The 23,048-nt window shown below is 52.4% G+C and carries 17 protein-coding genes and 1 pseudogene; 4 read left to right on the top strand and 14 right to left on the bottom strand.

The features are described 5' to 3' along the window. Nucleotides 1-160 precede the first annotated feature (160 nt). Both queD and agp read left to right on the top strand, forming a co-directional pair. On the top strand, nt 161-526 hold the full coding sequence (queD, locus tag U0026_RS05115) for a 6-carboxytetrahydropterin synthase QueD (protein WP_164717433.1): 366 nt from the start codon (nt 161-163) through the stop codon (nt 524-526). Nucleotides 527-691: 165 nt separating this feature from the next. Then, on the top strand, nt 692-1,933 hold the full coding sequence (agp, locus tag U0026_RS05110) for a bifunctional glucose-1-phosphatase/inositol phosphatase (RefSeq protein ID WP_062775476.1): 1,242 nt from the start codon (nt 692-694) through the stop codon (nt 1,931-1,933). An 84-nt stretch (nt 1,934-2,017) separates the two neighbouring features. Here the strand turns inward: agp and queE are convergent, their stop codons facing one another. The 6 genes from queE to rlmD all read right to left on the bottom strand — a co-directional run bounded on the left by queE (nt 2,018) and on the right by rlmD (nt 10,597). Further along, the gene (queE, locus tag U0026_RS05105; protein WP_062775560.1) at nt 2,018-2,689 is read right to left on the bottom strand and encodes a 7-carboxy-7-deazaguanine synthase QueE; all 672 of its coding nucleotides are present in this window, start codon (nt 2,687-2,689) and stop codon (nt 2,018-2,020) included. A gap of 192 nt (nt 2,690-2,881) precedes the next feature. Beyond that, on the bottom strand, nt 2,882-4,180 hold the full coding sequence (gene eno, locus U0026_RS05100) for a phosphopyruvate hydratase (RefSeq protein ID WP_062775478.1): 1,299 nt from the start codon (nt 4,178-4,180) through the stop codon (nt 2,882-2,884). 79 nt (nt 4,181-4,259) lie between these two features. After that, nucleotides 4,260-5,897: a glutamine hydrolyzing CTP synthase gene (gene pyrG, locus U0026_RS05095; RefSeq protein ID WP_062775479.1), complete on the bottom strand. Its 1,638-nt coding sequence runs from the start codon at nt 5,895-5,897 to the stop codon at nt 4,260-4,262. Nucleotides 5,898-6,120: 223 nt separating this feature from the next. Next, entirely contained in the window at nt 6,121-6,912 is a 792-nt protein-coding gene (gene mazG, locus U0026_RS05090; protein ID WP_062775482.1) for a nucleoside triphosphate pyrophosphohydrolase, read from the bottom strand. 101 nt (nt 6,913-7,013) lie between these two features. Beyond that, nucleotides 7,014-9,248, bottom strand: coding sequence for a GTP diphosphokinase (gene relA, locus U0026_RS05085; RefSeq protein WP_062775493.1), 2,235 nt, complete (start codon nt 9,246-9,248; stop codon nt 7,014-7,016). A 50-nt stretch (nt 9,249-9,298) separates the two neighbouring features. Continuing rightward, a complete protein-coding gene (rlmD, locus tag U0026_RS05080; protein ID WP_062775494.1) occupies nt 9,299-10,597 on the bottom strand; it encodes a 23S rRNA (uracil(1939)-C(5))-methyltransferase RlmD in 1,299 nt (432 codons plus the stop codon). A 56-nt stretch (nt 10,598-10,653) separates the two neighbouring features. Between rlmD and barA the strand changes: the two genes are divergently transcribed. Then, nucleotides 10,654-13,407, top strand: coding sequence for a two-component sensor histidine kinase BarA (gene barA, locus U0026_RS05075; RefSeq protein ID WP_062775497.1), 2,754 nt, complete (start codon nt 10,654-10,656; stop codon nt 13,405-13,407). Nucleotides 13,408-13,518: 111 nt separating this feature from the next. On the opposite strand, the pseudogene U0026_RS05070 reads toward barA, so the two are convergent. From U0026_RS05070 to syd, 8 genes and pseudogenes are all read right to left on the bottom strand, one after another. Further along, a pseudogene (locus U0026_RS05070) lies at nt 13,519-14,658 on the bottom strand (glycerate kinase). A gap of 87 nt (nt 14,659-14,745) precedes the next feature. Beyond that, nucleotides 14,746-16,086 carry a glucarate dehydratase gene (gudD, locus tag U0026_RS05065; RefSeq protein WP_062775499.1) on the bottom strand — a complete coding sequence of 447 codons (1,341 nt, stop codon included), beginning with the start codon at nt 16,084-16,086 and terminating at the stop codon, nt 14,746-14,748. Between the two features lie 11 nt (nt 16,087-16,097). After that, on the bottom strand, nt 16,098-17,447 hold the full coding sequence (locus tag U0026_RS05060) for an enolase C-terminal domain-like protein (protein ID WP_062775502.1): 1,350 nt from the start codon (nt 17,445-17,447) through the stop codon (nt 16,098-16,100). Continuing rightward, nucleotides 17,444-18,802, bottom strand: a complete 1,359-nt coding sequence (locus U0026_RS05055) for an MFS transporter (RefSeq protein WP_062775504.1) — start codon at nt 18,800-18,802, stop codon at nt 17,444-17,446. The genes U0026_RS05060 and U0026_RS05055 overlap by 4 nt, the downstream gene beginning before the upstream one ends. A gap of 466 nt (nt 18,803-19,268) precedes the next feature. Further along, on the bottom strand, nt 19,269-19,712 hold the full coding sequence (locus U0026_RS05050; protein WP_062775507.1) for a flavodoxin: 444 nt from the start codon (nt 19,710-19,712) through the stop codon (nt 19,269-19,271). Nucleotides 19,713-19,727: 15 nt separating this feature from the next. Further along, nucleotides 19,728-20,510: a tRNA pseudouridine(65) synthase TruC gene (gene truC, locus U0026_RS05045; protein ID WP_062775510.1), complete on the bottom strand. Its 783-nt coding sequence runs from the start codon at nt 20,508-20,510 to the stop codon at nt 19,728-19,730. Continuing rightward, nucleotides 20,510-20,839: a YqcC family protein gene (locus U0026_RS05040; protein ID WP_062775522.1), complete on the bottom strand. Its 330-nt coding sequence runs from the start codon at nt 20,837-20,839 to the stop codon at nt 20,510-20,512. The genes truC and U0026_RS05040 overlap by 1 nt, the downstream gene beginning before the upstream one ends. Nucleotides 20,840-21,474: 635 nt before the next feature. Next, nucleotides 21,475-22,020: a SecY-interacting protein gene (gene syd, locus U0026_RS05035; protein WP_062775524.1), complete on the bottom strand. Its 546-nt coding sequence runs from the start codon at nt 22,018-22,020 to the stop codon at nt 21,475-21,477. Nucleotides 22,021-22,089: 69 nt separating this feature from the next. Here syd and queF point away from each other — a divergent pair, with 69 nt between their 5' ends. Then, a complete protein-coding gene (queF, locus tag U0026_RS05030) occupies nt 22,090-22,935 on the top strand; it encodes an NADPH-dependent 7-cyano-7-deazaguanine reductase QueF (RefSeq protein ID WP_062775526.1) in 846 nt (281 codons plus the stop codon). The last annotated feature ends 113 nt before the right edge of the window (nt 22,936-23,048 follow it).

Raw genomic sequence — 23,048 nt, 5'->3', positions numbered from 1 at the left:
ATAGCAATAAAACAGATTGAATAACTTATTGATATAGTTAAGAAATAATTATCATCATGAGCATTTTTCGTACTCATTGGCTATTTGACCGTTTTAGTTAATGCAGAAAAATGTGCTTTCCGTTACTATGCGGCGTTTTTTTCCGCAATACTGAGAGTTCATGATGTCCACCACACTGTTTAAAGATTTCACCTTCGAAGCCGCCCACCACCTGCCGCACGTACCGGAAGGACATAAATGCGGGCGTCTGCACGGTCACTCGTTCATGGTGCGTCTTGAGATTACCGGTGATGTTGATCCCCATACTGGCTGGATTATGGATTTCGCCGAACTGAAGGCCGCGTTCAAGCCAACCTACGATCGCCTTGATCACTACTATCTGAATGATATCCCGGGGTTAGAAAACCCGACCAGCGAAGTCTTGTCACGCTGGATCTGGGAACAGATTAAGCCGGTTGTTCCACTGCTGAGCGCCGTGATGATTAAAGAAACCTGCACGGCAGGCTGCGTTTACCGCGGCGAATAATTCCGCCCGCATGCGGGGAGGCCAATCAAGGTCTTCCCTGCCCTTTCTTATTTTCCACTATCACATTCATTTCCCTGATTTTTCATAATGCGGCGCATCCCCCGGAAAAAGCGTGCAGTTGTGCCAAACTCATTTGGTTGGTCAATACATAATGAGGAAATAGGGATGAAGAAAACGCTTTTCGCGGCGGTACTGCCCGCATTGTTATTACTCTCCAGTGCCGCTCAGGCGCAAACCCCACCGGAAGGGTATCAACTTCAGCAGGTGCTGATGATGAGTCGCCATAACCTCCGCGCCCCGCTGGCAACCAACGGTAGCGTGCTGCAACAATCAACCCCCAATACCTGGCCTGAATGGGATGTCCCGGGCGGCCAATTGACCACCAAAGGCGGCGTGCTGGAAGTGTATATGGGCCACTATATGCGCGAATGGCTGGCACAGCAGGGGTTGGTGACCAGCGGCGAATGCCCGGCACCGGAAACGGTCTACACCTATGCCAATAGCCTGCAACGTACCGTCGCCACCGCCCAGTTCTTTATCACCGGCGCGTTCCCGGGCTGCGATATCGTTGTTCATCACCAGGACAAAATGGGGACGATGGACCCCACATTTAACCCGGTGATCACTGATGAATCGGCGACTTTCCGCGAGAAAGCGGTACAGGCAATGGAGAAAGAACGACAGGGTAAACAGCTCGATGAGAGCTACAAGCTGCTGTCACAGATTGTCGACTATCAAAACTCCCCAGCCTGTAAAGAGAAGCAACAATGTTCGCTGAGCGATGCCAAAGATAACTTTAGCGCCAACTATCAGAAGGAACCCGGCGTAAAAGGGCCACTGGCTATCGGTAATTCGCTGGTCGATGCTTTTACGCTGCAATATTACGAAGGGTTCCCGCTCGATAAGGTGGCGTGGGGAGAAATTAAAACCGACCAACAGTGGCGCGTGTTGTCGCAGTTGAAAAATGGCTATCAGGATAGCCTTTTCACCTCATCAGAAGTGGCACGCAACGTGGCAAAACCACTGGTGAAATATATCGATAATGCGCTGGTCACCGAGGCGACAAAAACGCCGAAAATTACCGTGCTGGTTGGGCATGATTCAAATATAGCTTCACTGCTTAAAGCACTGGACTTCGATGCCTATACGCTGCCGGGACAATATGAGCGCACGCCAATCGGTGGCAAAATTGTGTTCCAGCGCTGGCATGATGGGAAAGATAATCGGGATTTAATGAAGATTGAGTACGTTTATCAAAGTGCCGATCAGCTGCGCAATGCTGAAACGTTAACCCTGAAAACGCCACCGCAGCGCGTTACGCTGGCGCTAAAAGGTTGCCCGGTTGATGCTAATGGCTTCTGCCCGATGGAAACGTTCTCGAAGGTGATGAACGAGGCGGCAAAATAGCAGGCTTCCCCGGGGGCGGCGCGATGCGCCTTGCCCGGGCTACGGTTTTGGTATCAAGCCCGGCCTAGCGAAGCGAGGCCGGGATTACGCGATATTCAGATACTTATGCGTCTGCATCGACAAACGCCAGTTGCGTGCGATACAGGTTTCAATGCACAGACGCGTGGCGTCCTCTTTCTGACTGATAGGCTGCAACGCAATAATACGTGGCTTATCGTCGGAGAGCGTCTCAAGCAGCTCGTCCAGCGCTTCAATGTCACGCATACGGCCTACCGGATGCTTAATTTCATCAGCACGAACCAGCGCCTGTGACAACACATCATAGCCACCGCGCATATTCACCTTCGGCGATACGGTGACCCAGGTGTTATGGCTGCAAAGCACTTCATGAGTGCCGCTAGTTTCAATCTGACAGCTGTAGCCATTTTGCTCCAGCAGCGTCGTCAGCGGGGTTAAATCGTGGATACATGGCTCACCGCCGGTAATTACCACATGTCGAGCGGTCCATCCCTGACGACCAATAATCGCCAGCAGATCTTCACTGCTCGCCGCACCCCATTTGTCGCTTTCTTTGGTTTTTGCCAGGATACTGAACAGAGAAATTTCCCGATCCTCAAGCTTCTCCCAGGTATGTTTGGTATCACACCAGGCACAGCCCACTGGGCATCCCTGTAAACGAATAAAAATGGCGGGGACGCCGGTAAAGTAACCTTCACCTTGTAAGGTCTGGAACATTTCATTAATCGGGTACTGCATCATCAACTCTTCAGTAGTGGTAAACCGTTATTATTGCATATTTCGCGCCAACGATCCCTCGCACTTCTTGCTCAGTTGTAAACCCAGGGGTAGGACTGTTGATTGTATTACTGCTGGATAAGCTTATTTAAACCACGCTAAAAAAAATGCCAGCCCGAAGGCTGGCATTTTCAAATCAAAGCAAGAACAGGCTTACGCCTGACCTTTGATCTCTTTCAGACCGTTGTACGGAGCCTGTGCACCCAGCGCTTCTTCGATACGAATCAGCTGGTTGTATTTAGCAACGCGGTCAGAACGGCTCATAGAACCAGTTTTGATCTGGCCTGCAGCAGTACCTACCGCCAGGTCAGCGATAGTTGCGTCTTCAGTTTCGCCAGAACGGTGAGAGATGACAGCGGTGTAGCCAGCGTCTTTCGCCATTTTGATCGCAGCCAGAGTTTCGGTCAGAGAACCGATCTGGTTGAATTTGATCAGGATGGAGTTAACGATGCCTTTGTCGATGCCTTCTTTCAGGATCTTGGTGTTGGTTACGAACAGATCGTCACCAACCAGCTGGATTTTGTCGCCCAGTACTTTGGTCTGGTATGCGAAACCATCCCAGTCAGACTCGTCCAGGCCATCTTCGATGGAGACGATTGGGTACTGTTTGGTCAGGTCTTCCAGGAAGTGAGTGAATTCTTCGGAGGTGAACGCTTTGTTGCCTTCGCCAGCCAGAACGTATTTACCGTCTTTGTAGAATTCAGATGCTGCACAGTCCATCGCCAGGGTGATGTCTTTGCCCAGCTCGTAGCCAGCAGCTTTAACAGCTTCAGCGATAACAGCCAGAGCTTCAGCGTTAGAACCCAGGTTTGGCGCGTAGCCACCTTCGTCACCAACTGCAGTGTTCATACCTTTAGCTTTCAGAACTTTAGCCAGGTTGTGGAACACTTCAGAACCCATACGTACGGCTTCTTTCAGGGATTTAGCGCCAACTGGCTGAATCATAAATTCCTGGATGTCGACGTTGTTATCAGCGTGCTCACCGCCGTTGATGATGTTCATCATCGGAACCGGCATAGAGTATTTGCCTGGGGTGCCGTTCAGTTCAGCGATGTGTGCGTACAGTGGCAGGCCTTTAGAAGCCGCTGCTGCTTTGGCGTTAGCCAGGGACACAGCCAGAATGGCGTTAGCACCGAAGTTAGATTTATTTTCAGTACCGTCCAGATCGATCATGATCTTGTCGATGCCAGCCTGATCTTTAGCATCTTTACCCAGCAGAGCCTGAGCGATTGGGCCGTTAACAGCGCCAACTGCTTTCAGTACGCCTTTACCCATGAAACGGGATTTGTCACCATCGCGCAGTTCCAGTGCTTCACGGGAACCAGTAGAAGCACCTGATGGAGCAGCAGCCATACCAACGAAACCACCTTCCAGGTGAACTTCAGCTTCAACAGTCGGGTTACCACGGGAGTCGATGATTTCACGACCGATGATTTTAACGATTTTGGACATTAGGTTTTCCTCAGTACAAGTTAAACTAAAACTCCAGACAAACAACGCCCCTCGTGGGGCGCTGCCGTTCTAACTTTTCTTACTTCGCTTGACGCTTCTGGTACTCGCTTGCGGCTTTCACAAAGCCTGCAAACAGCGGATGCCCATCACGCGGCGTGGAAGTAAACTCCGGGTGGAACTGACAAGCAACGAACCACGGGTGATTCGGAACTTCGATGATCTCGACCAACTGATCATCACCGGAACGGCCCGCAACACGCAGACCTGCAGCTTCAATCTGTTTCAACAACATGTTGTTGACTTCATAGCGGTGACGGTGACGTTCAACAATGGTTGGTTCGCCGTACAGCTGGCGTACCAGGCTGTCATCGCCCAGTTGGCACTGCTGTGCGCCAAGGCGCATGGTGCCGCCGAGGTCGCTTGAATCGTTACGAACTTCGACATTGCCTTCTTCATCACGCCATTCGGTAATGAGCGCCACAACCGGGTACTTACAGTCTGGCACAAATTCCGTAGAGTTGGCGTTGTCCATCCCCGCAACGTTGCGCGCAAACTCAATCAGCGCAACCTGCATACCCAGGCAGATACCCAGATAAGGAATTTTGTTTTCACGCGCAAAGCGTGCCGTCGCGATTTTACCTTCTACACCACGGTAGCCGAAGCCGCCAGGGATCAGGATAGCATCCAAATCTTTCAGAATTTCGACGCCACGCGTTTCGACATCCTGCGAGTCGATAAGTTTAATATTCACGCTCACACGGTTTTTCAGGCCGCCGTGCTTAAGCGCTTCAATCACCGATTTGTAGGCATCTGGCAGTTCAATGTACTTGCCGACCATACCAATGGTGACTTCACCACCCGGGTTCGCTTCCTGATAGATAACCTGTTCCCATTCGGACAGATTCGCTTCCGGGCAGTTCAAGCTGAATCGTTTACAAATATAATCGTCCAGCCCCTGAGATTTCAACAGGCCTGGAATTTTATAAATGGAATCGACGTCTTTCATTGAAATAACGGCTTTTTCTGGCACGTTACAGAACAATGCAATTTTTGCACGTTCGTTGGCTGGAATCGCACGATCGGAACGACAAACCAGGATATCTGGCTGGATACCGATGGACAGCAGCTCTTTTACAGAGTGCTGAGTGGGTTTGGTTTTGACTTCGCCCGCCGCAGCCAGGTAAGGCACCAGAGTCAGGTGCATGAACAGCGCGTGTTCACGACCAATATCCACGGCCAACTGACGAATTGCTTCAAGGAACGGCAAGGATTCGATGTCACCGACGGTACCGCCGATTTCAACCAGCACCACGTCGTGGCCTTCGCCACCGGCCAGTACGCGCTCTTTAATCGCGTTAGTGATGTGCGGGATAACCTGAACGGTCGCGCCCAGATAGTCACCACGGCGCTCTTTGCGCAGGACGTCTGAGTAAATACGACCGGTAGTGAAGTTATTACGGCGAGTCATTTTGGTACGGATGAAGCGCTCATAGTGACCCAGGTCCAGGTCGGTTTCAGCGCCGTCTTCTGTAACGAACACTTCCCCGTGTTGGATCGGGCTCATGGTACCTGGATCGACGTTGATGTACGGATCCAGTTTCATCATGGTCACGTTGAGGCCACGGGCTTCAAGAATGGCTGCCAGGGATGCTGCGGCAATGCCTTTACCCAGAGAGGATACGACCCCGCCGGTCACAAAAATATAGTTCGTTGTCATGCTGGACCTGAGAAGTTAGGGTGAAACGATGGAATAACCAAGACGGGAAAGTAGTATACCCGAACATGGCGAGCGCCACAAACTTTCATTCTCGCTCCTCAATCGCCGCAGAAACAAACATGGGGAGTGAGAAAATAGCCCCTTTTGGGTAAATGTTTTTGACGTAAATCAAGCGCTTGTCATTTAAGATTTCGCACTTTTCGCCCTTTCCCACAAAAATTCTTTAGAGATCATGTTCCTGCTGTTTTACCTGTTGCCAAACTTCTTCCATGACATCCAGGTCCACACCGGTCATTTCCAGACCACGTGCGGTGACAATCCGTTCAACTTCACGAAAACGACGCTCAAATTTGTCATTTGCCTTTTGTAGCGCGGTCTCGGCTTTTACCCCTAAATGACGAGATAAATTCACCGTCGCGAACAGCAGATCGCCAACCTCTTCTTCCAGTCTAGCGTCATCGATGACGGCCTGCTTTGCTTCGTCCATAACTTCATCAATTTCTTCGTACACTTTGTCGAGAACCGGGCCCAGCGTCTTCCAGTCAAAACCGACCGCCGAGCAACGCTTCTGGATTTTATGCGAACGCATCAGCGCCGGAAACGCGCGAGGGATATCATCCAGCGCGGAGTGCTGTGATTTTTCTGCTCGCTCAACGGTTTTAATCTGCTCCCAACGCGTAAGCACTTCTTCGCTACTATCCGCACTGGCATCACCAAAGATATGCGGATGGCGGCGCTCCAGCTTATCGCTGATGGCGCTACAGATATCATTAAAATCAAAACGGCCTTCTTCCTGCGCCATTTGCGCGAAAAAGACGACCTGGAATAGCAGATCGCCCAACTCACCGCGCAGATCGTCAAAGTCCTCACGCGAAATGGCATCAAGCACTTCGTAAGTCTCTTCTAACGTATAGGGGGCGATAGTGCTGAAAGTCTGCTCTTTGTCCCATGGGCAGCCGTTTTCTGGGTCACGCAGGCGCTGCATAATCCCGAGTAGTCGGTCAATTTGAGTCATGTGAAAATCCTGAAAAAGTAGGCCGGATAAGGCGTCAGCTGCCATCCGGCGTTGCGAAATTGCCGGATGGCGGCTGACGCCTTATCCGGCCTACAAACGATTTAGCCGCCGTGCAGACGACGAGCGTCGATAACGTCCGGCACCTGATTAAGCTTGCCGAGCACGCGCCCCAGTACCTGCAGGTTGTAGATTTCGATAGTCATGTCGATAGTCGCCATCTGTTGCTTGGTATCGCTACGGCTGGCCACGCCCAGCACGTTCACCTTCTCGTTGGCAAGAATGGTGGTGATATCACGTAACAGACCGCTGCGATCGTTAGCCTGCACGCGAACCACCAGCGAGTAGCCAGCCGAATAGCTTTCGCCCCAGACCGCATCAACGATACGTTCTGGTGCGTGCGATTGCAGTTCCGCAAGCTGGTCACAGTCCGCCCGGTGCACGGAAATTCCGCGGCCCTGGGTAATGAATCCGACAATCTCATCGCCCGGAATCGGCTGACAGCAACGCGCAATATGGTGCATCAGGTTGCCTACCCCTTCTACCACCACGCGGCCATTATCTTTGCTGCGATTGTTCTGCGGGGTATAGCTTTTCTGCTGCAGTTGTTTGAGCGCAGCAGCATCCTGTTCCTCTGCGCTTGGCTTGTTAAACTGCGCTTGCAGGAAATTAACCATCTGGTTGAGGCGAATATCACCGCCGCCGATGGCCGCCAGTAGCTCTTCAATGTCGTTGAAGTTGTAACGTGGCAGAAGATGTTTTTCGGCTTCCTTGAGGCTGATACCCAGATGTTCCAGCTCGTCGTCGAGGATTTGACGACCGGCTATCACGTTTTTATCTTTGTCCTGTTTGCGGAACCATGCATGGATTTTCGACCGCCCACGGCTGGTTGTCACATAGCCAAGGTTCGGATTTAACCAGTCACGACTCGGGTTCGGCTGTTTCTGGGTGATAATTTCAATCTGGTCACCCATTTGCAGTTGATAAGTGAACGGGACAATACGGCCACTGATTTTCGCCCCGATGCAGCGGTGCCCAACATCGCTGTGAATGTGGTAGGCGAAGTCCAGCGGCGTGGAGCCTGTTGGCAGATCCACCACGTCGCCTTTAGGCGTAAAGACATACACCCGGTCGTCAAAGACCTGGCTGCGCACTTCATCAAGTAGTTCACCGGAATCCGCCATCTCTTCCTGCCACGCAATCAGCTTACGCAACCAGGCGATACGGTCTTCGTAACCGGAACGCAGCCCCGTTACAGCGCCTTCTTTGTACTTCCAGTGCGCGGCAACGCCCAGTTCAGCATCTTCGTGCATCTGCTTGGTTCGAATCTGAATCTCAATGGTTTTACCGTTCGGCCCGAGCACAACAGTATGAATAGATTGATAGCCGTTCGGTTTCGGGTTCGCGACATAGTCGTCGAATTCATCAGGAAGGTGGCGATAGTGAGTGTGTACTATCCCCAGCGCGGCATAACAATCCTGAAGGCGTTCCGCTACGATACGTACCGCACGCACGTCAAACAACTCGTCAAAAGCGAGATGTTTTTTCTGCATTTTACGCCAGATGCTGTAGATATGTTTCGGACGACCATAAACCTCAGCTTTTACCCCTTCGGTTTTCATTTCACTACGCAGGTGTCCAACAAAATCATTGATGTAGGATTCACGATCGATACGGCGTTCATGCAGCAGCTTGGCAATACGCTTGTACTCTGCCGGATGCAGATAGCGGAAACAGTAGTCTTCCAGTTCCCATTTGAGCTGGCCGATGCCTAAACGGTTCGCAAGCGGCGCATAGATATTCGTACACTCTTTTGCCGCCAGCACGCGTTCATCTTCCGGGGCGTCTTTGACTTCACGCAAATGGGCGATACGCTCGGCAAGCTTAATGACCACGCAGCGGAAGTCATCCACCATCGCCAGCAGCATCCGGCGTACGTTGTCCACCTGCTCGGAGGAGACGGAATCAGTGTGCGTGGCTTTCAGTTGGCGAATCGCCGCCATATCACGCACACCGTGGATAAGGGTGACGACTGACTGCCCGGCGCTTTCGCTAAGCACCTCTTCACTCACCACGTTAGCATCGACTAACGGAAACAGAAGCGCCGCCCGCAACGTGTCATTGTCCATGCTAAGCGTAGACAGAATCTCAACCATCTCTACGCCGCGCCATAGCATCAATTCGGCATCTGAGCGTCCCACAGTCTGGCGACGACAATAATCCCAGGTCTCGGCTAAGCGTTCACACGACTGCTGGCTGGAAATCCCCAGACTGGTGATCCATTTCTGAGGGTCAAATTCGCCAGCTTTATTTAGATGTGCACTTCTTACCGCAACCATTGTCCTCTCCTTCCCGGGACCGGCCTGTCGAAGTCGACAAGCCACTATAATTACCTACGCTCAAACAGCACCATAGATTCCTGATGCCCAGTGTGCGGGAACATATCAAGCATTGCCAGACGCTGAATTTGGTAACCCGCACTCAACAACACCTCGCTATCGCGCGCAAGCGTTGCCGGGTTACAGGAAACGTAAACCACCCGCGTCGGCGCTAATTTTATAACATGCTGCATCACGCCCGGTGCGCCCGCACGAGCAGGATCGAGTAAAACTTTGTCAAAACCGTGCTCCGCCCACGCCTGAAGTGTGACATCATCTTCCAGATTCTCGTGGAAGAAAGTGACATTCTCCAGTTGGTTCAGCGCGGCATTTTCCCGCCCTTTCGCAACCAGCGCCGGTACGCCTTCAACGCCGACGACGCTATGCGCGCGCGTAGCCAGAGGTAAGGTAAAGTTCCCCATGCCGCAGAACAAATCCAGAACTCGGTCGGTCAACTGTACATCCAGCCACGACAACACTGTTGCAACCATCTGCTGATTCACGCCGTCGTTAACCTGGATGAAATCGCGCGGGCTGAAGGTTAAGCGTAGACCGTCTGAGGAATACCATGGCGCTTCACCGGTTACGTGTTCAAGTATCTCGCTTTCAGGCGCCAGATAAAGCGCCACGCCGGAAGAATGCGAAAAGCGTTCCAGTTTTTCTTTATCTTCGCAGGTTAATGCCGCAGTGTGACGTAGCACCATCAGCGGGCCATTGTCAGCGCTGACCAATTCAACATGGCCTAACTGACGTTTGCCTTTCAGGCTGTTTAAACATTCGCGAACGACGGGCAGCAACGCCTCAAGATCGGGCACCAAAATAGGGCACTGCACCACATCGATGATTTCATTCGAATTGGCTTTGCGAAAACCCATCTGCAATTGTTGTGTCTTTGGCTGATAATTCAAGCTGAGCCGCGCACGACGGCGATACCCCCAGGGGTCTCCGGCAATCACATCGTCAGTTTCACGCTTCATTAAACGATTGAGTGCTGCGCGCTTGCTGCGCTGTTGCAGTGCAACCGACGCATGTTGCTGCTGGCAGCCACCACAAACGCCAAAATGCGGACAACGGGGCGTTTCACGTTCTGAGCTGCTGCTCAGGCGGCGTTTAACCTGCCCGCGCGCATACTGTTTTTTATCTTCAGTCAGAGTGATTTCTGCCTTTTCCTCCGGCAGTAACCCATTGATGAATAGTGCTTTACCTTGATGTCTGGCGACACCTTGCCCAAAGGGATCGAGGTCGCTGACTATCACGGTTATGATCTGGCGCGTCGTCACGCGTCGTTTTGCAGAGTAGAATTGCGCCATCGTAGAGATTTTTCTCAAAAATACATATTGCCCTAATTCTCCCACAACGGACCTCCATGACCAACTACAGCCTGCGTGCAAGAATGATGATTTTGATCCTGGCGCCGACCGTTTTAATCGGTTTGCTGCTCAGTATTTTCTTCGTCGTACACCGCTATAACGACCTGCAGCGTCAACTGGAAGACGCCGGTGCTAGCATTATTGAGCCGCTTGCCGTCTCCAGCGAATACGGTATGAATTTACAAAACCGTGAATCGATCGGTCAGTTGATAAGCGTGCTACACCGCCGCCACTCCGATATCGTAAGAGCGATTTCCGTTTACGATGAACATAATAAGTTGTTCGTCACCTCCAACTATCAGTTGGACCCAGGAGAGCTACAGTTACCGCGCGGCACACCGTTTCCGAGAAGGCTCAGCGTGACCCGACATGGGGATATTATGATCCTGCGCACACCGATTATTTCAGAGCACTATTCTCCGGATGAATCTCCCCAATCCGATGCCAAGACGCCGGTGAATATGCTTGGCTATGTAGCGCTGGAGCTTGATCTCAAATCGGTGCGTTTGCAGCAGTACAAAGAAATTTTCATCTCAAGCGTGATGATGCTGTTCTGTATTGGTATCGCGCTGATTTTCGGCTGGCGATTGATGCGAGATGTCACCGGGCCAATTCGCAATATGGTGAATACCGTTGACCGCATTCGTCGCGGGCAGCTCGACAGTCGCGTTGAGGGCTTTATGCTCGGCGAACTCGATATGCTGAAAAATGGCATTAACTCGATGGCAATGTCGCTTGCCGCCTATCATGAAGAGATGCAGCATAACGTCGATCAGGCCACATCGGATCTGCGCGAGACGCTTGAGCAAATGGAGATCCAGAACGTCGAGTTGGATCTGGCCAAGAAACGCGCCCAGGAAGCTGCACGTATCAAATCCGAATTCCTCGCCAATATGTCACACGAGCTGCGAACGCCGCTTAACGGCGTCATTGGCTTTACCCGTCTGACGCTAAAAACAGAGTTAACGCCAACCCAGCACGATCACCTGAGCACCATTGAACGTTCGGCAAACAACCTGCTCGCTATTATTAATGACGTGCTCGATTTCTCTAAACTTGAGGCCGGTAAGTTACTGTTAGAAAGCATCCCGTTCCCGCTGCGTAATTCACTCGATGAAGTGGTGACTTTGCTGGCGCATTCCGCCCACGATAAAGGTCTGGAGCTCACGCTCAACATTAGAAATGACGTGCCGGATAATGTGATTGGTGACCCACTGCGCTTACAGCAGGTAATCACCAATCTGGTCGGCAACTCCATCAAGTTTACCGAAAATGGCAACATTGACGTGCTGGTTGAGCAGCGCGCCATCAGTAATAACAAAGTGCAAATTGAGGTTCAGATCCGCGATACCGGAATCGGCATCCCCGAGCGCGATCAGTCACGCCTTTTCCAGGCATTTCGTCAGGCAGATGCGAGTATTTCCCGCCGCCATGGCGGTACCGGGCTGGGTCTGGTCATCACGCAAAAACTGGTGCGTGAAATGGGCGGCGATATCTCTTTCCACAGTCAGCCAAATCGCGGCTCAACCTTCTGGTTTAACATCAATCTTGATTTGAACCTTAACGTCATCTCTGACGGCCTGGATACTCGCAGCCTGAAAGGCAAGCGTATTGCCTACGTTGAAGCCAATGCGGCAGCGGCACAGGCCACCCTGGATATGCTAGCCTCAACGCCACTTGAAGTGGTATATGCCGTTAGCATTGCCGCGCTGCCGGTTGAAAAATACGACATTCTGCTCGTGGCCGTACCGGTATCCGTACGCGATCTTAGCATGCACCGCGATAAGCTAAACGCCGCATTGGCGATGACAAACCTGCTGATTCTGGCGCTACCGTGCCACGCGCATGTCGACGCGGAATCGCTAAAGAAAGACGGCGCGGCCGCCTGTTTGTTAAAGCCTCTCACTACGACTCGACTGCTGCCAGTACTGCTGGAGTTCAGCCGCACACCAACTGCGCCCCTTGCTCTACCGAGTACAGAGCATCGTCTGCCGATGACGGTGATGGCCGTGGATGATAATCCAGCTAACCTGAAGTTAATTGGTGCATTACTGGACGATCAGGTGCAACACGTTGAACTGTGCGAAAGCGGGCAGCAGGCCATTGAGCGTGCGAAACAGATGAAATTTGATCTAATTTTGATGGATATTCAAATGCCTGACATTGACGGTTTACGCGCCTGCGAGCTGATCCGTCAACTGCCGCATCAGCAACAAACGCCGGTTATCGCCGTGACAGCTCACGCCCTTGCCGGGCAGCGTGAAAAGCTGCTTGCTGCTGGCATGAATGATTATCTGGCAAAGCCCATTGAAGAGAGTCGACTGCACGATTTACTGCTGCGCTATAAGCCCGGTATCAACCCGCTACCACAGCCACTACAGTCAGAATCATTAGAGCCAACAATCGATCATAATGCGACGCTCGACTGGCAACTGGCACTGCGTCAAGCCGCCTATAAACCAGACCTGGCACGTGAAATGCTGCAAATGCTGGTCGCTTTCTTGCCTGAGATTCGCAATAAAGTGGAAGAACAACTGGTAGGTGAAAATCCAGAAAATCTGGTCGATGCTATTCATAAACTGCACGGCAGCTGCGGCTATAGCGGCGTTCCACGGCTGAAGCATCTGTGTCAGTTGATTGAGGGGCAGCTACGTAGCGGCACGCCAGCGGAAGAACTGGAGCCGGAGCTGCTGGAACTGCTGGATGAGATGGATAATGTGACCCGGGAGACCCGGAAGATATTGGGTTAGGGTTTCCAGGCAGTCGCCCTAACCTATCCAATGTAGGCCGGATAAGGCGAAGCCGCCATCCGGCCTACCCGGTTTTATGCAAGCCAGGACAAACCCAACACCTTCAGAAACTTACATCTTCTGTCCCAACCGCATCACCGCCGCAATATTCCTCGCCGCCATCCGCACATTCTCTCCCGCGTGCGCCAGCGCGTCGTCGAGCGAGCAAACGCGATAGAGCACGCTAAATACCGCGTCTATACCGTGCTGATGCACCACGCCGACGTCTGCCGTCAGGCTCCCGGCAATACCAATCACAGGAATGTGATAACGCTTGGCAACCCGCGCCACACCCACCGGCACTTTGCCGTGAATCGTCTGGCTATCCATTCGCCCCTCGCCGGTGATCACCAGATTGGCATCAGCCACCAGCGTATCCAGATGTAGCGCTTCCGTCACAATATCAATGCCGGGACGCAGCTTCGCACCGCAAAACGCAAATAGCGCTGCGCCCATGCCACCGGCAGCGCCGCCGCCCTCGAGCGATAATACGGCAATCCCAAAATCCTGCTTGATACGCGCGGCGTAATGCGCCAGCGCGTGGTCAAGATTCGTGACCATCTCAGGCGTTGCGCCTTTTTGTGGGCCAAAGACAGCTGACGCCCCTTCCTCACCGGTCAGCGGGTTGGTCACATCGCAGGCCACATCAATCTGACAATCCGCCAGGCGACTATCCAGCTCGCTGATGTCGATCTTCATGAGTGCAGCCAGTTCCGCACCACCCTACCCGATTTGTTGATGCTCATCCGTCAACAGTTTTGCGCCCAGTGCCTGAACCATTCCCGCGCCACCATCGTTGGTGGCACTGCCGCCAAGCCCGATGATAATGCGCCTGACCCCGAGGTCCAGCGCATGACGGATCAACTCGCCGGTGCCCCACGAAGTGGTTTTCAGCGGATTACGCTGCGCCGGAGAGAGCAACTCAAGCCCACTTGCCGCTGCCATTTCAATAAATGCGCATTGCTCATCGCCTGACACACCATAGAAACCCGCCACGGGTTCACCCAGCGGGCCGGTCACTTTAACCGGTATCACCCGCCCCTGGGTCGCGGCAACCATTGCTTCTACCGTGCCTTCTCCACCGTCAGCCACCGGAATCTTAACGTACTCGGCATCAGGATAAATCTCCCGAAAACCCGCCTCAATAGCACAGGCAACGTCGAGTGCACTCAAGCTTTCCTTATAGGAGTCCGGGGCAATCACGATTTTCATAGGCTGTCCTTATACGAGTTGACGGCAATGTTCTGCACACCATGATGTGCAGAACATTGCCGGTTCCCTGAGGAACCGGCATTAATCTTAGCGCACCATGCAAGGGCGTTTATTGTCAAACGTCCAGTTTGGGATCAAATACTGCATTCCCATTGCATCGTCACGGGCACCAAGACCGTGTTTTTTATACAGTTCATTAGCCTTCATCACCTGATCCATATCCAGTTCAACGCCAAGACCTGGTTTACTCGGCACCTGAACCATCCCGCCTTTGATCTCGAACGGTTCTTTGGTCAGACGCTGGTTACCTTCCTGCCAGATCCAGTGGGTGTCGATAGCGGTCACTTTCCCCGGTGCCGCAGCGGCTACATGGGTGAACATCGCCAGCGAAATATCGAAGTGGTTGTTGGAATGTGAGCCCCAGGTCAGACCAAATTCATGACACATTTGCGCCACGCGAACGGAGCCCTGCATGGTCCAGAAGTGTGGATCGGCCAGCGGAATATCGACCGACTGCAAGGATAAGGTATGCCCCATTTGACGCCAGTCGGTAGCAATCATGTTGGTGGCGGTTGGCAGGCCCGTCGCCCGACGGAATTCCGCCATCACTTCACGCCCGGAGAAGCCTTGCTCAGCCCCACACGGATCTTCCGCATAGGCCAGAGAGCCTTTCAGGTACTTACCAATATTGATTGCCTCATTCAGCGACCATGCGCCGTTTGGATCCAGCGTCACACGCGCCTGAGGGAAACGTTTTGCCAACGCGACGATAGACTCCGCTTCTTCTTCTCCAGCGAGCACGCCGCCTTTGAGCTTGAAGTCGTTGAAACCGTATTTTTCATAAGCGGCTTCAGCCAGACGCACCACCGCATCCGGGGTCATCGCTTCATCATGACGCAGACGATACCAGTCACATTTTTCATCCGGCTGACTCTGATAGGCCAGCGGTGTCGCTTTGCGATTGCCGACGAAGAACAGGTAGCCCAGCATTTCGACTTCACTACGCTGCTGACCATCACCTAGCAAAGAAGCCACGTTCACGCCAAGATGCTGGCCGAGCAGATCCAGCATGGCGGCTTCAATACCAGTGACCACGTGAATGGTGGTACGCAAGTCGAAGGTTTGCAGACCTCGACCGCCAGAGTCACGGTCAGCAAACGTATTGCGCACGGTGTTCAGGACATTTTTGTACTCACCGAGGGTCTTCCCAACCACCAGAGGAATAGCATCTTCCAGCGTCAGGCGAATTTTTTCACCGCCTGGAATTTCACCCACGCCCGTATGACCGGCGTTGTCTTTGATAATCACAACATTACGCGTAAAGAACGGCGCATGTGCTCCGCTGAGGTTCATCAACATACTGTCGTGACCGGCCACCGGTACAATTTGCATCGACGTGACAACGGGAGTTGAAGTTTGAATCGTCATATTTTTAATCCTTAATTGAATGCGTTACGGCCGAAAACGGGACGTTTACGGTCAAATTTCCAGCCTGGAATCAGATACTGCATCGGCATGGCATCGTTACGCGCACCTGCCGGTAATCTCTTGTAGGCTTCATGAGCCTTGTGTATCTGTTCCCAATCCAGTTCCACGCCCAGCCCAGGCGCGTCCGGTACAGCGATCTTGCCGTCTTTAATTTCTAATGGATTTTTGGTCAGGCGTGCATCGCCCTCCTGCCAAATCCAGTGGGTATCAATAGCAGTTGGCGTGCCAGGAGCGGCGGCAGCCACGTGGGTAAACATGGCCAGTGAAATATCAAAATGGTTGTTGGAATGACAGCCCCAGGTCAGCCCCCAGTCGTCGCAAAGCTGCGCCACGCGCACGGCACCGGAGAGAGTCCAGAAGTGTGGGTCGGCCAACGGAATATCGACCGAATTGAGCATTACCGCGTGCCCCATTTCCCGCCAGTTAGTGGCAATCATATTGGTCGCCACTGACAGACCGGTTGCCCGGCGGAATTCCGCCATCACTTCACGGCCTGAGAACCCTTGTTCTGCACCGCATGGGTCTTCCGCATAGGTCAACACACCGTTGAGCCCTTTACACAGTGAGATGGCTTCATCTAAAAGCCAGGCGCCGTTTGGGTCGACGGTTATCCGCGCATCCGGAAACTGTTTTTTCAGCGCCCTCACCGACTCAATTTCCTGCTCACCCGGCAGGACGCCGCCTTTTAGTTTGAAATCTTTGAAACCGTAGCGATCCTGAGAAGCCTGCGCCAGACGCAGCACCGCATCGCTGGTCATCGCTTCTTGATGACGCAGGCGATACCATTCGTGGTTTCCCGGTGTACTCTCCAGATAAGGCAGGTCCGTTTTCGTGCGATCGCCGATATAAAACAGGTAACCGAGCACCGTCACCGCATCGCGCTGTTTACCCGGCCCGAGCAGTTCGCAAACCGGGACGTTGAGTACTTTGCCCAGCAGGTCGAGCAGCGCAGCTTCCAGTGCTGCAACCGCATTAACTCGCAATTCAAACGTCCATGCTCCTTGTCCGAAGGTATCGAAATCGGCGTTTTGGTTACCCTTATGCACTCGCTGAACCACTTTATTCAGACGGGCAACTCCCTGACCTAATACCATCGGAATGGCATCAACCAGCGTCTGGTAAATTACCTCACCACCAGGCGCCTCCCCAACACCGGTATTCCCGGCATTATCGGTCAGAACCACAATATTGCGGGTGAACCAGGCGTTATGTGCGCCGCCGATATTCAGCAGCATACTGTCCTGACCGGCTACCGGGATAACCTTCATATCTGTAATGATCGGACTGGATTGCAGGCTCATGACGACGCTCCTGTCACCGGTTTAAGCTCTACGCGTTTAATATCGCCCACCAGCACCAGATAGCTCGCAATCGCCACCAGCGCATGAATGCCGACATAAATCAGCGCACCGTTGAAAGACCCCGTCGTTCCGACAATGTAGCCGATCGCAATGGGGGTCACGATGCCGGAGATGTTACCGAACATATTGAACAGACCGCCGGAAAGACCGCTAATCTCTTTCGGTGCGGTATCTGCCATCACGGCCCAGCCGAGCGCCCCAATGCCCTTGCCGAAGAAGGCCATGGCCATAAACCCAATGATCATCCATTCCACGTTCACGTAGTTACAGAACACCATCACCATCGACAGCAGCATTCCCAGCACGATAGGCGTTTTACGCGCGATGTTCAGTGACCCGGTACGGCGCATTAACCAGTCGGATATAATCCCGCCCAGCACCCCGCCCGCAAAGCCGCAGATAACCGGAACCGAGGCGACAAAGCCAGCTTTCAGAATGGACATCCCACGCGCCTGCACCAGATAGACCGGGAACCAGGTGATAAAGAAGTAGGTTAAAGCGTTAATACAGTACTGCCCGATATAAATACCAATCATCATGCGGGAGCCCAGCAGCTGTTTGATCTGGCCCCACTTCTGGCTAAACGGTACTTTTGCGACCGCGCCTTTCTGATCCATATTAATAAGCGCCCCACCGGCTGCAATGTACTCCAGCTCTTGCTTATTAACGCCAGGGTGTTGGTTAGGCTCATGGATAACCTTCAGCCAGACAAAACTGATGATAATGCCCAGCCCACCCATAAAGAAGAAGACATGTGACCAGCCCACAGCATGCGTCAGCCAGCCCATAATCGGTGCGAAAATAACGGTGGCAAAATATTGGGCGGAGTTAAAGATAGCCACAGCCGTTCCCCTTTCCTGCGCCGGGAACCAGGCAGCGACAATACGGCTATTCCCCGGGAAGGAAGGTGATTCGGCAAGACCTACCAGGAAGCGGAGGGTAAAGAGCGCAATGATGATGCCGAAACCACTGAAGATATCGACAAAACCCTGCAACAGAGTAAATCCAGACCAGATTAGTATTGACCAGAAATAGACACGTTTTGACCCAAAACGGTCAAGCAACCAGCCGCCAGGTATCTGACCGATAACATAGGCCCATGAGAATGCGGAGAAAACGTACCCCATTCCCACCGCGTCAAGCCCAATATCTTTGGCCATCTCCGACCCAGCAATAGAGAGTGTCGCACGGTCGCCGTAGTTGAATGACGTGACGATAAACAGCATCACCACTATCCAATAGCGAGCATTAGTCCGTTTTTCAACGGCGCTCGCTGAATGACTTAATGAACTCATTGTTGTACTCCTGAAATATAGCTTTTAGCTACATCTATTCTGAACAGCACAACCTGTAGGGTAATCAGAATGACGTATTTGTGTTTTTAGCAGTCAGTCGTTATGCGACTGCTTTTTTGTTACTGGCAGGGAAAGTATAAAAAGAGGAGGTCTGCGACTCACCGTTCAAACGCACATCATTAGAGGGGGTTTAGTCGACTTTTTTCGACATTTGTCCAAGCGACTGGGTAATGGCTCACGAAAACGAATACAGTAGCGTGCTAATTAACCATTTGGTGAAAGAACGTGAAATGGCTCACTTGACGTTGTGGAAACAGCAGAAAAAAATCAGAGTGGATGAGAAGTTTACAGGCATAAGCCCGAAGAGAAGTTGGGGATGGCTTGTTATGATAAACCGTCGTTGTTCCAACGGACTGGCTATCAGTAAGAGCAAGGAGGCCCTCTACGTAGGGAGAGGGCAGCCCTGTTATTTAAGCAACTTCGCCCACTGCAAAACCCACGGATTCGAAACGCTTTCCGGCTCTGGGTCTTCTGAGGCATCAATCATCAGCATGTCACCGATGCGTTGTGCGCCCTGTTCTTGAAGCAGCGTATCAAACCGTTTGCCGCCGCCGCAGAAATTAGCGTAGGTGCTATCACCCAGCGCAATAATGCCGTAGCGTAAATGCGGTTGATACATATCCTGGAGATCGTTAAACAGCGGCACAATACTGTCAGGTAAATCGCCCTGCCCGGTTGTGGAAGTCACCACCAGAACGTATTTCCCGGTATAGCTTTCCCAATCGGCCACCAGCGGATCTTCAAATACCCGAGCCTGATGACCCATTTCATTCAGAATGGTTTCTGCCTCTTCAGCCACCAGTAGCGAATTGCCGTACATGGTGCCAACAAAAATCCCGATTTCAGCCATGATTTAACTCCCTGTTTACTTCTGGATAGCTTCATCCTGACCGCAGTCAGCAACAAACTCAACCCTTTCATTTAAAGGGAGAAGCCCGCGCCAACCGAAATGTGACAAAGCCTGCATCCAGACATCGTCAAGCCCGGCACGAATGACCAGCGGCTCACCGGTAAACGGATGAGTCAGCGACAGTTGGCTGGCGTGCAGCATCAGTCGGTTGCAGCCAAAATGCTCGGCCGCGCTGCGGTTCTGGCGTAAATCACCATGTTTGGTATCGCCAATCATCGGATGATTAAGGTGGCGCATATGGCGGCGCAACTGGTGTTTGCGGCCCGTTTTCGGCTCCATCTCTACCAGCCCATAGCGCGTAGTCGGATAACGGCCGGTTGCCACCGGCATTTCGATGGTCGCCAGGCCGCGATAATGAGTTACCGCAGGCTGCGCTTCTTTATTTTCACGCGCAAATTTGTCGGCAATTTTATCCAGCTCTTCCACCAGAGGGTAGTCGAGTACGGCCTCGTCGGTGAGCCAACCGCGTACAATAGCGTGGTAGCGCTTTTGAATCAGATGTTGTTCAAACTGCTGAGAGAGGCGACGACCCGCTTCGCTGGATAACCCCATCAACAGGACGCCAGAAGTGGGACGGTCGAGGCGATGGGCGGTGAAGACATGCTGACCAATCTGATCGCGCACCGTCTGCATCACCACCACTTTCTCATCGCGATCAAGCCAGCTACGGTGAACCAGCCAACCGGAAGGCTTATTGACGGCCACCAACCATTCATCCTGATAAATAATTTCCAGCATCAGGTAGCATCGCCGACAAAGAAGGTATCCAGAACAGCCAGCGGCGGCAAGATGATCTCGCGCAGCGGATGGGCAGCATCCAGGGCCATTTCATAATACGGTGCGATGGCAAAATCTTTCGGCAACGGCATTTCGTTGTCCAGCAACTGGTGCATACGTGGGATCAGCACCCATTGTAGCCACTCAAGCGGCTCCAGTGTATCCATAAAGAACGGTTGATCGCTGGCAAAAGCACTGTCGTGCGGCGCCGTTTCCTGCCAGTGCTGGTGCTGGCGGAGCAGAGATTCAATATGCAGGAGTTGGTCGCGTAAGCGGGCGTTCAGTGTCATGGAAACCTCAGAGAAAACAAAATCGGGCGCAGGATACCATTACTGGTTGGCGAGAAACAAAAAAAAGGGAGCACTGTAAAAACAGTGCTCCCGGTTCGTTTCGCAGCAATCCAGCTACTTTTAGTGCTCCCTGCTCGTCCGTGACAACTTTTCCTGTGGTCTCCTGACCTGTTCATCCATAAACGATTGCTTCCTGCATCACACCACCCCGATGCGATTTCACCCTATCCTTGAGTGCGTCCTGATCTTCCTGATCCACCAGATATCCTGTCTGGCTCCCATTCTCCGTCCTGGAGGTGTCCTTTAACGCGTTCCTGCGTGATCCTGTGCTTCATCCTGAAGCCTATCCTTGTATCACCTTCCCGGTGTGTCCTATGAAGAGTCATCATCCTGATGTTCACTTCATTTTGCGACTCCCTGTCGACGTAGATAGAATCCACTATTCCGCCTCGTCTTACAAGTGCCTCTCAGACAATCCCTTAAGGCTTACAGTCTAATAAATCGCCAGTGATTTATGTCATGCATATGAAAACAAAAGAAATTATTAAAATGACGGAATGGGTGTCTTACTTATCTTCTGGCGATCTCTCACAGAGCGTGTAAGAGATCTCTCACAAAGTGACGGGCGAACTGTCTTATAGAATAGGATGAAGTTGAGTAAGGAAACTCGCAAGAGATGAGGCTAGCGGCAGACGTTTACGCGTTCCGAGCGTTTCTTTAATCACTTCGCCGGTCACGTTACACACGGAAATCACGTCTAATTCGCTTTCCAACGTGGCAATGAACAGCGTTGGCGAAAGCTTCAGACGTTTCTGCATCACCAAGTGACCAATCAGGTTTTCCTGCACGCGACGAAAATCGTCTGAACTCCACACCTGTAGCAGCGTCAGGGTTTCTCCCATGAAAAGCGCCTGCATATCACCCGCATACTGAGTGGTATAATAGGTGTGAACGGGCTGTTGTACCACAATATCCATTGCGCGTTCAACGCCATTTACATTCTGTTCACCGTCAAACGGCTGTGGTTGCCAGAACACGGCATCATCGGTGGTTGACACCTGACACGGCGACGGAATCCCGTAGAGATCTTCGCTACGCGGCAGGCTATTGTGCTCGCGCTGCCACGCATCGCAATAACGTTGGGTAAAGGCGTGTAATGCTTCTGCGGTCTGCTTTTCCACGAATTTCTCTCTTCAGGTTAGCCAGGATACAATAAAGACAATAGTGTACCTGCTTTATAATGGTGAAACATGTCTTCTTACGAGAACCATCAGGCGCTCTCAGGCCTGACCCTGGGTAAAACCACAGATTACCGCGATACCTACGATGCCTCTTTGCTTCAAGGCGTACCGCGCAGCTTAAATCGCAATCCATTAGGTCTGCATGCCGATTCGCTGCCGTTCCACGGGGGGGATATCTGGACGCTGTATGAGTTGTCCTGGCTCAATGCCAAAGGGCTGCCACAGGTGGCCGTTGGTCACGTCGAACTCAGCCACACGACGGTCAATCTGGTCGAGTCGAAAAGCTTTAAGCTTTACCTTAATAGCTTTAACCAGACACGCTTTGCCAGTTGGGAAGCTGTGCAAGAGACGCTGGAGCGCGATCTCAGCACCTGTGCGCAGGGTAAAGTCACCGTGGCGCTGTATCGCCTCGACGAAGTAGAAGGTCAGCCCATCGCCCACTTCCACGGCAGCTGCATTGACGGTCAGGATATCGAAATCGATAACTATCAGTTTAACGCCGACTATCTTGACGGTGCCGCCGGTCAAAAAGTGGTGCAAGAGACACTGGTCAGCCATTTGCTGAAATCTAACTGCCTTATCACCCACCAGCCTGACTGGGGTTCAGTACAAATTCAGTATCGTGGCCCGCAAATTGACCGCGAGAAGCTACTGCGCTATCTGGTGTCGTTCCGCCACCATAATGAGTTCCACGAGCAGTGCGTCGAACGTATCTTCAACGACATTCTGCGTTTTTGTGCGCCGGAAAGCCTGAGCGTCTATGCGCGTTACACCCGTCGCGGCGGTCTGGACATCAACCCATGGCGCTCAAACACCGAATTTGTCCCCGCCATTGGTCGCCTGGTACGCCAATAACCTGAACAATTTATCAATGTTGTGCACTTTGTTCCGCGCATGAGGTTGTAGAAAGGTTGCCAGCGAGGCTATTGTAATCATTAAGGAAGGCGATTTTCGTCCTGTAAGGAGTT

The sequence above is a fragment of the Kluyvera intermedia genome (assembly GCF_034424175.1).
Lineage (GTDB): Bacteria > Pseudomonadota > Gammaproteobacteria > Enterobacterales > Enterobacteriaceae > Kluyvera > Kluyvera intermedia.
Note: the sequence above shows the minus strand (reverse complement) of the source record. Positions and strands in the feature narration are given on the sequence as shown.